The 9,977-nt window shown below is 72.0% G+C and carries 13 protein-coding genes; 6 read left to right on the forward strand and 7 right to left on the reverse strand.

The window, feature by feature from the left end:
* Window positions 1–210: 210 nt before the first annotated feature.
* Window positions 211–624 (forward strand): multicopper oxidase domain-containing protein, encoded by a 414-nt coding sequence (locus tag GH736_RS10690; protein WP_235933993.1) that lies wholly within the window; start codon window positions 211–213, stop codon window positions 622–624.
* A gap of 5 nt (window positions 625–629) precedes the next feature.
* Here GH736_RS10690 and GH736_RS10695 read toward each other — a convergent pair whose 3' ends face one another.
* Both GH736_RS10695 and GH736_RS10700 read right to left on the reverse strand, forming a co-directional pair.
* Complete coding sequence (locus GH736_RS10695; protein ID WP_159603050.1) at window positions 630–1,091, reverse strand: nitroreductase/quinone reductase family protein; 462 nt, start codon at window positions 1,089–1,091, stop codon at window positions 630–632.
* 46 nt (window positions 1,092–1,137) lie between these two features.
* Complete coding sequence (locus GH736_RS10700; RefSeq protein WP_159603052.1) at window positions 1,138–1,788, reverse strand: GyrI-like domain-containing protein; 651 nt, start codon at window positions 1,786–1,788, stop codon at window positions 1,138–1,140.
* Between the two features lie 114 nt (window positions 1,789–1,902).
* On the opposite strand from GH736_RS10700, the gene GH736_RS10705 reads away from it, so the two are divergent.
* From GH736_RS10705 to GH736_RS10720, 4 genes are all read left to right on the forward strand, one after another.
* Window positions 1,903–3,270 carry an FAD-binding oxidoreductase gene (locus GH736_RS10705; RefSeq protein WP_159603054.1) on the forward strand — a complete coding sequence of 456 codons (1,368 nt, stop codon included), beginning with the start codon at window positions 1,903–1,905 and terminating at the stop codon, window positions 3,268–3,270.
* A gap of 127 nt (window positions 3,271–3,397) precedes the next feature.
* Window positions 3,398–4,276 carry an RNA polymerase sigma-70 factor gene (locus GH736_RS10710; RefSeq protein ID WP_159603056.1) on the forward strand — a complete coding sequence of 293 codons (879 nt, stop codon included), beginning with the start codon at window positions 3,398–3,400 and terminating at the stop codon, window positions 4,274–4,276.
* Window positions 4,266–4,616: a sigma-70 family RNA polymerase sigma factor family protein gene (locus tag GH736_RS10715; RefSeq protein WP_159603058.1), complete on the forward strand. Its 351-nt coding sequence runs from the start codon at window positions 4,266–4,268 to the stop codon at window positions 4,614–4,616. The genes GH736_RS10710 and GH736_RS10715 overlap by 11 nt, the downstream gene beginning before the upstream one ends.
* Window positions 4,617–4,728: 112 nt before the next feature.
* Window positions 4,729–5,487, forward strand: coding sequence for an SDR family oxidoreductase (locus GH736_RS10720; RefSeq protein WP_159603060.1), 759 nt, complete (start codon window positions 4,729–4,731; stop codon window positions 5,485–5,487).
* 3 nt (window positions 5,488–5,490) lie between these two features.
* Here GH736_RS10720 and GH736_RS10725 read toward each other — a convergent pair whose 3' ends face one another.
* The 5 genes from GH736_RS10725 to GH736_RS10745 form a co-directional block, all read right to left on the reverse strand.
* Window positions 5,491–6,858, reverse strand: a complete 1,368-nt coding sequence (locus GH736_RS10725; protein ID WP_159603062.1) for a glucose-6-phosphate dehydrogenase — start codon at window positions 6,856–6,858, stop codon at window positions 5,491–5,493.
* A 106-nt stretch (window positions 6,859–6,964) separates the two neighbouring features.
* Window positions 6,965–7,840 (reverse strand): RNA polymerase sigma-70 factor, encoded by an 876-nt coding sequence (locus GH736_RS10730; RefSeq protein WP_159603064.1) that lies wholly within the window; start codon window positions 7,838–7,840, stop codon window positions 6,965–6,967.
* Window positions 7,837–8,430: a carboxymuconolactone decarboxylase family protein gene (locus tag GH736_RS10735; RefSeq protein WP_159603066.1), complete on the reverse strand. Its 594-nt coding sequence runs from the start codon at window positions 8,428–8,430 to the stop codon at window positions 7,837–7,839. The genes GH736_RS10730 and GH736_RS10735 overlap by 4 nt, the downstream gene beginning before the upstream one ends.
* Window positions 8,431–8,526: 96 nt before the next feature.
* Complete coding sequence (locus GH736_RS10740; RefSeq protein ID WP_159603068.1) at window positions 8,527–8,874, reverse strand: nitroreductase family deazaflavin-dependent oxidoreductase; 348 nt, start codon at window positions 8,872–8,874, stop codon at window positions 8,527–8,529.
* Between the two features lie 81 nt (window positions 8,875–8,955).
* On the reverse strand, window positions 8,956–9,318 hold the full coding sequence (locus GH736_RS10745) for a nuclear transport factor 2 family protein (RefSeq protein WP_159603070.1): 363 nt from the start codon (window positions 9,316–9,318) through the stop codon (window positions 8,956–8,958).
* 139 nt (window positions 9,319–9,457) lie between these two features.
* Here GH736_RS10745 and GH736_RS10750 point away from each other — a divergent pair.
* Window positions 9,458–9,977, forward strand: a 520-nt coding sequence (locus GH736_RS10750) for an alcohol dehydrogenase catalytic domain-containing protein (protein ID WP_159603072.1), incomplete at its 3' end; no start/stop codon positions are given.

Raw genomic sequence — 9,977 nt, forward strand, 5'->3', positions numbered from 1 at the left:
GGCTGCACCCGCAGCTCGAGTTCAGCGACGACCTGAGCGCGGTCCTCGAAGGCGCAGACCTCGTCGTCCTCGTGACGGAGTGGAACGAGTACCGGCACATGGACCCGGTCTGGGCGGGCGATCCCGTCGGAGACGCTCGACCTGCTCGACTACGGCGAGCCGGCACCGCTCGGATTCGACCCCGGCTCGCCCGACCGCAGCTACGACTACGTGATCGCCCGCCGCTTCGGCCTCATCGACGGACGCCCCGGCAACTTCTGGACGATCAACGGGCGCATGTTCCCCGACGTGCCGATGTTCCACGTGCGCGAGGGCGACGTGGTCGCCATGCACCTGCGCAACGACTCGGGCGACGTGCACCCGATGCACCTGCACGGGCATCACGTCGTCGTGCTCGCGCGGGACGGGGTCGCGGCATCCGGAAGCCCCTGGATCGTCGACTCGCTCGACCTGCACCCGGGCGAGCGCTACGACGTCGCCTTCCTCGCCGACAACCCCGGCATCTGGAGCGACCACTGCCACACCCTGCCGCACGCGGTCGACGGGCTCGTCGCCCACGTCATGTACGAGGGCGTGACGACGCCGTTCACGATCGACGGCGAGGCCGGCAACCGGCCCGAGTGAGCGCGTCAGCCAGTCGGGCGCGGTGTCAGCCGGATGACCGGGATCTCGCGGTCGGTCGTGTGCTCGTACTTCGCGAAGCCCCGGGCGCTGGCCGTGATCTGCGCCCAGGCCGCGGCCCGCTCCACCCCGTGCAGCTGCTCGGGCACGACGTCGATGCGCTGCCCCGCGTACTCGATGCGCACCCGGTCGGGATGGGCGCGGATGTTCCAGTACCACGCCGGGTTCTTCGGAGCGCCCGATGCGGACGCGACGATGAACCTCGCTTCGCCACCGGCGGGGAACCAGCGCACCGGGTTCATCCGCTCCTCGCCGGTCTTGCGTCCGACCGTGACGAGCACGAGCTTCGTGCCGCTGCGGTCGCCCTTGCGGCGGATGCGGTCGACCATCATCCGGTTGCCCCATCGCTCGAGCCGGCTGTGGCCGGGCTGGCGTGCTCCGCGCGTTCCGTTCGGGGTGTCGAAGGCCATGACGTCGCCTCCTCGGGAGGGGGTCCTCCCTCAAGTATCCCGCGGATCACCGCGGGCGCACCGGCTGGCGCAGCACGGTGCGCAGCTTCTCGGGGGCGGTTCGGCGCGCGTCGCTGAGGTAGACCTCGTGGTGCGGGCCGTTGAAGGTGACGCCGTGCCGGGGCATCCACTCGTCGTGCAGGTGCGCGAGCGTCGGCGCCTCGTCGTCGTAGGAGCCGACGTGCAGGATCTGGGCGGACGTGCCCTCGTGCAGGTGCAGCAGGCGGAGCCCGTCGAGTGCCGGGTTCACGTCGCCGCCGCCCTTCGCCGCCTTCGCGCGCGCCGCGTCGACGCCCGCGGCGACCGTCTCGTCGTCGATCCAGTCGGGCTGGGCGATCAGCATCGTCCAGTTCCACGAGGCCTTGTCGCGCGCGACGAACGCGCGCGCATCGTCGGCCCACCACAGGCCCTCGAGCGGCGCGACGACGAAGTCGCGACCGAGCTCGCGCCTGCTCGCGAACTTCACCGCGTACGCGACGCCGAACAGCGCCTCGACCGCCTGCCGATAGGCGACGGCCTCGTTGGGGTCGCCGTGCCCGTCGACCGCGAGGTACTGCATCGGCGGCACCTCGACGAGGGCGAACGCCTTCGCCGACGGGGCGTACAGCTCGCGGTGTTCGCGCTTGAAGTCGTACTTCGGCGCGGTCGGTTGCGTCATATCGGGATGGTACGGCGGCGCCCCGACAGTGGTGGGCGGATGCCGCGGGCGGAGGACGCCCTTCCCACTGACGGTGCCCGGCGATACGTTGGGCGACGGACCGAAGGGATGACGATGACCGACTCCACGCACCTCGACCGACTCCGATCCGACCTGGGCGGCACGCTCGTGCTCGCGGGCGATCCCGACTACGACACGGCCCGACTGGCGTGGAATCTCGCCGTCGACCAGCGCCCGGCGGCGATCGCCACCCCGGCGGATGTCGCCGACGTGCAGGCGATCGTGCGCGCGGCGCGCGCGGGCGGCTACGGCGTCACGACCCAGCCCAACGGCCATGGGGCCGACGGCGACCTCTCGGGCGTGATCCTCATCCGCCCGTCGCGCTTCGACGAGATCACGGTCGACCTCGAGTCCCCACTGCTCCGGGTCGGCGCCGGCGTCAACTGGGGCCGCGTGCTCGAGCGCCTCGACGGCACCGGGCTGGTCGCCCTCGCCGGCTCGAACCCCGAGGTCAACGTCGTGGGGCTCGCGTTGAACGGCGGGCAGTCGATGTTCAGCCGCCGGTACGGCCTCACCGCGCGCTCGATCATCGCCGTCGAGCTGGTGGATGCCGCGGGCGAGGTGCGACGCGTCACCGACGCCGACGATGCCGACCTCATGTGGGCGCTGCGCGGCGGCGGCGGGCTGTTCGGCGTGGTCACCGCCATCGAGTTGTCGCTGTACACCGGGGAGTCGCTCTTCGGCGGCAGCCTCGCATTCCCGGCCCGGTCCGCCGTCGACGTCCTCACGGCCTCGTTCGAACTGGCACGCGACATCCCCGAGCTCGGACTCGACATCGGCATGGCCCGGTTCCCCGACATGCCGATGCTGCCGCCGCCGCTGCGCGGCCAGACGCTCGCGACCGTCGCCCTCGTGCACATCGGCGACGAGGACACGGGGCGCTCGTACGCCGACCGGCTCATCGCTGTCGCCGAGCCGGTCGCGAACACGCTCACGCCGTTCACCATCGGCTCCCTCGCCGCCGTGGCGGCCGAGCCCGTCGACCCCATGCCGAGTGCCGACTTCGGCGGCTCGATCGACCGGCTCGACGAGACGTTCGCGCGCGAGTTCGTCGACGCGTTCCTGGCGGGCGCCGACCTCGGCCTCATGCGATGCAGCGTCCGCGCCCTGGGCGGAGCCATCGCCGACGAGCTCGGGGCCGAGTCGTCGGCGATCGGCGCGGTGCAGGCGGGCGGCTTCCTCAACTCGGGCGTCGTGCTGTTCGACCCGACGCTCGACCCCGGTCCCGCACTGCAGCCGCTCCGCGACCTCGTGGGGCGGCATCCGGGCGACCGCACGGTGCCGACCTTCCTCGGGCTCGGCTCGACGCTCGCCGACGCCTACCCCGCCGACGTCGTCGACCGGCTCGCGGCGGTCAAGCAGCGAGTCGATCCCGAGGGGATCTTCCGCAGCAACCGACCGCTGACGCGCGCCGGGGCGTGATCTCGGCCCGCGCGTCCGCGGCATCCGGTGAAGAATCTTTCCCGGATGCCGTCACATCCGCCCGCGCCGTCCGGTCTCAGCTTTCACGGGGCGCATACGGCCCCTTCCGCCGACGGACAGGACCGACATGAATGCGAACCTCGACGACGCGCTCGAGGCCTTCACTGCGGTGCGACCGCGCCTCTTCGGCATCGCCTACCGCATGCTCGGCAGCGCGTCGGAGGCCGAGGACCTCGTGCAGGATGCCTGGCTGCGCTGGCAGGGCACCGACCGGTCGGTCGTGCAGGACCCGCCCGCGTTCCTCGCGACGACGACGACGCGCCTCGCGATCAACGCCCTGCAGTCGGCGCGCGCCCGCCGCGAGACCTACATCGGCCCGTGGCTGCCCGAGCCGGTCGACACGAGCGCTGATCCCACCCTCGGTGCCGAACGCGCCGAGGCACTCGGCGTGGCCGTGCTGGTGATGCTGGAACGGCTCACGCCCACCGAACGGGCCGCATACGTGCTGCGCGAGGCATTCGCCTACCCCTACGACCAGATCTGCGAGATCGTGCAGGTCTCCGAACCCGCCGCCCGGCAGCTCGTGAGCCGTGCCCGCAAGCACCTCGCGGGCGAACGACGGCGCGAGGTGACGCAGGCCGAGCAGCGCCGGCTGCTCGACGCGTTCCTCGCCGCCGCGCGCACTGGCGACCTCGAGGAGCTCGAGCACCTGTTCGCCGAGGACGTCGTGTCCTACTCCGACGGCGGCGGCGTCGTGCGCGCCTCGCGGTTCCCGGTGGTCGGCCGCGAACGGGTGGCGAAGTTCGTGCGCGCGTTCCACACCCACTTCTGGGAGGGCGTGACCATCACCGCCGCCGAGACCAATGGCCAGCCCTCGGTCCTGCTCACGAAGGAGGGCACGACGTTCGCGGTGGTCACGCTCGTCGCCTCGGCGCAGGGCATCGAGCAGGTGCTGTGGATGATGAACCCCGAGAAGCTCGCCGCGGTGAGCTCCCGTGCGTCATGACGTCTGCGCCGCTCGCCTCCGCTCCGCACTGCAGCAGGGCGACGACGTGGCGCTGGCGAGCGTGCTGAACCCCGAGATCCACCTGTGCATCGACGCCGGCGACGAGACCGGGGGCGAGGTGCACGGCCGCGCCCGCGTCATCCGCGTGCTCAGGGAACGACTGGCGAACCGGCCCGACGCGGCGATCGAGGCCGCGCACGTGAACGGCGTGCCCGGGCTCGCGCTGCGGGGCCCCGACGGGCAGGTGCTCGGCGTGCTCTCCTTCGACCTCGGCGGGGGCACCATCGACCGGCTGTGGCTGACGACGTCGGCCGGCAAGCTCGCGCACTGGAACCGATGAACCCGAAGGCTCGAGCCCTCTTCGGCTCATCCCGTCACAGACGGGTCGGCCACCCGGTCAGAGCTTGGTGACGGCAGCGGAGACACCGCGGCCCTGACGGAAGGCACCACTCATGAAGATCGTCGTCATCGGAGGCTCGGGCCTCATCGGCTCCAAGGTCGTCGAGCACCTCGCCGAGCACGGTCACGAGGCCGTGCCCGCGTCGCCGAACTCGGGCGTGAACACCATCACGGGCGAGGGCCTCGCCGAGGTGCTCGCCGGTGCGAACGTCGTCGTGGACGTGTCGAACTCCCCGTCGTTCGCCGACGACGACGTGCTCGCGTTCTTCACCACGTCGACGAACAACCTGCTCGCCGCAGAGCGCGCGGCGGGCGTCAGCCACCACGTCGCGCTGTCGGTGGTCGGCGCCGACCGCCTGCCGAGCAGCGGCTACCTGCGCGCGAAGGTCGCCCAGGAGCGGCTCATCGCGGAGTCGGGCCTGCCCTACTCGATCGTGCGGGCGACGCAGTTCTACGAGTTCGTCGGTCGCATCGCCGACGAGGCCACCGTTGACGGCACCGCACGGCTCAGCACGGGGCTGATGCAGCCGATCGCGGCCGCGGATGTCTCGGCCGCCGTCGCGCGCATCGCCGCCGGCGAACCCGTCAACGGCACCGTCGAGATCGGCGGCCCCGAGCGCGTCGGCCAGGACGAGCTCATCCGCACTGCGCTCGCGGCGAAGGGCGACCCTCGCACGGTCGTCGGCGACCCCGAGGCGCACTACTTCGGAACCCGGCTCGAGGGCACCGAGCTCGTTCCCGGCCCCGACGCGCAGCTGTCGACGACCACCTTCGCCGAGTGGCTCGCGGCGCAGCCGGCCGCGGTGCGGTAGCGGTCAGCTCGGGTCGGGCTGCCGCCATCCGTCGGGCCCGTCCGAGCCCGCCGGGTACTCGTCGAGCGGCACCCGGCCCGCACGCCAGGCGGCGAGCACGGGCTCGACGATGCGCCAGCACTCCTCGGCGACGTCGCCCCTGATCGAGAGCGTCGGGTCGTCGCCGAGGATGCCCTTCAGCACCTCGCCGTAGGGCAGCAGCGCCCCGGGCACCTGCCGGGCGACGAGCGTGGTCTGCTCCAGGGCGAACGGATCGCCACCGCCGTTCATGGTCAGGCCGATCTCGACCTCGCCGGAGCTGAGGTCGAGCTCGATCCAGTCCGACTGGGGCCTGCCCTCGAGCCCATCGATCGGCGCCGCAGGGCGGAACACCGCACGCGCGATCTTGCGCGCGCGCCCGAGGCCCTTCCCGGAACGGAGGAGGAACGGCACCCCGTGCCATCGTTCGGTGTCGATCCCGACGACGACCTGGGCGAGCGTCTCCGTGCCGCGTTGGGGATCGACGCCGGGCTCATCGGCGTACGCGGGCAGTGAGCGCCCGTCGATATCGCCGGCGCCGTAGCGGGCCCGCCGGCTGGAAGCCGCCGGATCGTCGTCCCAGACGGCGGTCTTCCGAAGCACCGCGGCGATCGCATCGCGCAGCTCCACCTCGTCGATCCGCTCGATCGGCTCCATGGCGACGAGCGCCAGCACCGCGAGCAGGTGGCTCTGGATCATGTCGATGAGCGCCCCGGAGCCGTCGTAGTATCCGGCGCGCCCCTCGAGGCCGAGCGTCTCGTCGTAGACGATCTCGACGCGTTCGATGGCGCCGCGGTGCCACGTCGGCTCGATCATGCGGTTCGCGAACCGCGTGCCGAGGAGGTTCAGCACGGTCGCCCGGCCCAGGAAGTGGTCGATGCGGAAGATCCGGCGCTCGGGCACGATGCGGGTCAGCAGCTCGTTGAGCTCGTGCGCGCTCTCGCGATCGCTGCCGAAGGGCTTCTCGAGGGCGAGGCGCAGGCCCTCGGGCACGTCGATGCGCTCGAGCACGAGGCACACCCGGGCGGTCACCGCCGGCGGGAGGGCGAAGTACACCACGGGCGTGTGCGAGCACGCGGCGAGCAGGCCCGCGAGCGCGTTCGCATCGGTCGCGTCGGCGCGGAGATAACGCGTCGACTCGAGCAGCCGCGTGCGACGGGGCTCGGGCACCGACTCGACGGCACCGGCCACGAGGTCGCGCCACTCCTGCTCGGTGCGTTCGGTCAGGCCCGAGCCGATCACCTCGAGGTCCGTCTCATGGGCCGCGAGGAGCGTGCCGAGCCCCGGCAGCAGCAGGCGCTTCGTGAGGTCGCCGTCGGCCCCGAGGATGAGCAGCGTCGCCGAATCCGTCATGCGTGCCTCCCGTGGGACGCGCACCACCCGGGGCGCGCCTCGTCGTCCACGCTAGGTCCGATCGGCGCGGGCGCGCTCATGCGTCCTCGGGGTTGACATGTGCGGGTCAGCGGGTGATCACGGCCTCCTGGTCGAGCCAGCCCAGCTTGGAGGGGTTCGCGACGGAGTACAGGCGCGCGATCCGTCCGTCCTCGATGTCCATGCTGACCGCGCCGACCAGTTCCCCGGCGACCTCGACGCGCACGCCGGGCTGGCCGTTGACCCAGATCGGTCGTGCCGTGAACGGCCGGTCGAGCTTCGAGAGCCCGCCCATGAGGTACCGCGCCATCTTGTCGGCCCCGACGATCGGTCGCCGTGCGGCCCCGCGCACCACTCCGCCGCCATCGGCGACGGACACCACGTCGGGCGCCAGCACGTCCATGAGCCCCTGCACGTCGCCCGAGCTCACCGCCGCGATGAACCTCGCCACGACGGCCTCCTGCTCGGTGCGGTCCACGGTCACCCGGGGACGACGTGCGGCCACGTGGTCCTTCGCGCGGTGCGCGATCTGCCGCACCGCCGCGGGGGTCTTGTCGACCGCTCTGGCGATCTCGTCGTACGGCACGTCGAACACCTCGCGCAGCACGAACACCGCGCGTTCCGTGGGCGCCAGCGTCTCGAGCACGGTCAGCATCGCCATCGACACGCTCTCGGCGAGCTCGACGTCGTCGGCGACATCCGGACTCGTGAGCAACGGCTCGGGCAGCCACTCGCCGACGTAGTCCTCGCGGCGCCGCGACACGGTGCGCAGGTGGTTCAGCGCCTGGCGGGTGACGATCCGCACGAGGTAGGCGCGTGGTTCGCGCACCTCGCCCTGGTCGACGTCCTTCCATCGCAGCCAGGACTCCTGCAGCACGTCCTCGGCGTCGGCCGCGGAGCCGAGGAGCTCGTATGCGACGGTGAAGAGCAGGCCGCGATGCGCGACGAACGGGTCTTCGCTCATGCCGGCGAGCCTACTTCGGACGGGCGAGGGGCGATCGGGGGCAGGCCGCAGGTCGCGGCCAGCCCGTCGGAGTGGATGCCGAGCGTGACGTTCATGCGGGTGGCCGTGTTCATCAGCCCCACCTTTGCGGTCAGCTCGAGCAGCGCCGGCGCGCCCAACTCCTCGAGCAGCTCAGCGGACATCTCGTCGGTGACGGCCGGCGGCGTCCGGCTCATGGCCTCGGCGTAGGCCATGACCCGCCGCTCGGTCGGCGTGAACACGTCGGACTCGCGCCACCGCGGCACCTCCCGCGCCTTCGCCTCGTCGAGGCCCTCGTCGTGCGCCTTGAAGTAGTTGATGTCGAGGCAGGCGTCGCAGCCGACGATCGCCGCCGTGGCCATCCGCGCGTACGACGACAATTCGGGGTCGAGCTCATGCCACTTGTCGGCCGTGCGGTTGAAGCCGATGAGGTCCTTGAGCACGGTGGGGTGGTTCCACATGACGCGGAGCGAGTCAGGGGTGCGGCCGAATTTCCGGTGGGTCATCCGCTTCACCAGGGCGCCGAAGAGGCCGGTGATCTCGGCGGGCGGTACGCGCGTTGCGCTGGTCATGTCTCCTCCGATGGTTCGTGCACGCGGTTCGTGCCGTCGACATGGAGACACCGGCCGCCCGCCGGTTGTGACAGCGACGTCGTGACGCGATCGACGTCACGACCGCCTGAGCACGATCGCCGCCGGGAACCGGCCGACCACCGGCCGGTACCGCGGCTCCGCCAGGGCGGCCGCCTCCTCCGCGCCGACGATGCGGGGAGCCGTCGCCCGGTGCACGGTGCCCTTCCACTGGAGCACCGCGCCATCGTCGGCGAGCACGTTGCGCGCCCAGTTCGTCCCGGTGCCCCACGGCAGTCCGATGAGGAACACGTCGTCGGTCACGGTGGGCACGAGGGCGATCGGAGTCGCGTAGTACGTGCCGCTGCGGCGCCCGCGATGGTGGATGATCGCCCAGAGCGGCATCCACCGGCGACCGGCGAGCGCCATCGCGAACGGCGCCGACACCCGCAGCGCCCATCGTGGCGGCCCACCCGACCGCCGGCTCGATCCGGCCATCATGTCGCCGCCGCCCCGATTCCGCCGCCGTCAGCTCGGCAGTTCGACGGTGTACGACACGATCTCGGTGACGCGCCCGTCGACGAAGTCGTAGATGTCGCACGACGCCACGACCGAGACATCGCCGTCGGCCTCCGTGTAGCGGGCGAGCGTGTCGACGACGACGCTGTCCTCGCCGACGACGCTGCGGAACCGCTGGAACTCCGTCGTGACATCCGCAAGGTACTCGGCCGTCTTCTCGCACGTCTTCTTCACCGCCTTGCGGCCCATCACGGGGTCGGTGCCGACGAGGGTCCACACGATGTCGTCGGTGAGGTGCGGCAGGGCCACCTCGAAGCGGTGGCTGGAGAATGCGCGGGCGATCTGCTCGGTGGTGAGGTCGGTGTGCTCCATGTGCCGTGCCCTTTCGCGCGGCCTCCCGCGCCTCGCCGGATTGCGGATGCGATCAGGCTCCTCCCGGGGACCGCCGTCGTCAAGGGCGCATCGGGGCCACGCCGGAAGAATGCCGCGATCGGCGGCGTTGGCTCTCAGCATGAGAGCGATCGCATATTCGCAGACCGGTGACTCGTCCGTCCTCGACGTCGTGGAGCGGGACGTCCCCGAGCCGGCGTCCGGCGAGGTGCGCGTCCGCATCGTCGTGTCGGGCGTGAACCCGACCGATTGGAAGGCTCGCGCCGGCGGTCGCCCGGGCACGCCGACCCCGTTCCCCGAGGTGGTGCCGAACCAGGACGGTGCCGGCATCGTCGATGCGGTCGGCGCCGACGTGACCCGACTGGCGGTCGGCGATCGGGTGTGGGTGTTCCTCGCCGCGCACGCCCGCCCGACCGGCACCGCGCAGGAGTACGCGCTGCTCCCGGCCGAGCGGGTCGTCAGGCTCCCGGATGCCGCGAGCTTCGACATCGGGGCCTCGCTCGGCGTTCCCGCCATGACCGCGCACCGCGCCCTCACCGTCGCCGACGGCGGCCCCGACCGGCTCGCGCCCGGCGCGCTCGACGGACGCACGGTGCTCGTCGCCGGCGGCGCCGGTGCCGTCGAGCACGCCCGGGTCCTGT

Origin of the sequence: Agromyces humi (assembly GCF_009720255.1) — a bacterium.
GTDB lineage: Bacteria > Actinomycetota > Actinomycetes > Actinomycetales > Microbacteriaceae > Agromyces > Agromyces humi.

What these genes read in the sequence shown, in the direction of transcription:
- GH736_RS10695 (WP_159603050.1), bottom strand. Translation starts at nt 1,091, where the DNA reads ATGGCCTTCGACACCCCGAACGGAACGCGCGGAGCACGCCAGCCCGGC.
- GH736_RS10725 (WP_159603062.1), bottom strand. Translation starts at nt 6,858, where the DNA reads ATGACGGATTCGGCGACGCTGCTCATCCTCGGGGCCGACGGCGACCTC.
- GH736_RS10705 (WP_159603054.1), top strand. Translation starts at nt 1,903, where the DNA reads ATGACCGACTCCACGCACCTCGACCGACTCCGATCCGACCTGGGCGGC.
- GH736_RS10735 (WP_159603066.1), bottom strand. Translation starts at nt 8,430, where the DNA reads ATGACCAGCGCAACGCGCGTACCGCCCGCCGAGATCACCGGCCTCTTC.
- GH736_RS10720 (WP_159603060.1), top strand. Translation starts at nt 4,729, where the DNA reads ATGAAGATCGTCGTCATCGGAGGCTCGGGCCTCATCGGCTCCAAGGTC.
- GH736_RS10700 (WP_159603052.1), bottom strand. Translation starts at nt 1,788, where the DNA reads ATGACGCAACCGACCGCGCCGAAGTACGACTTCAAGCGCGAACACCGC.
- GH736_RS10730 (WP_159603064.1), bottom strand. Translation starts at nt 7,840, where the DNA reads ATGAGCGAAGACCCGTTCGTCGCGCATCGCGGCCTGCTCTTCACCGTC.
- GH736_RS10710 (WP_159603056.1), top strand. Translation starts at nt 3,398, where the DNA reads ATGAATGCGAACCTCGACGACGCGCTCGAGGCCTTCACTGCGGTGCGA.
- GH736_RS10745 (WP_159603070.1), bottom strand. Translation starts at nt 9,318, where the DNA reads ATGGAGCACACCGACCTCACCACCGAGCAGATCGCCCGCGCATTCTCC.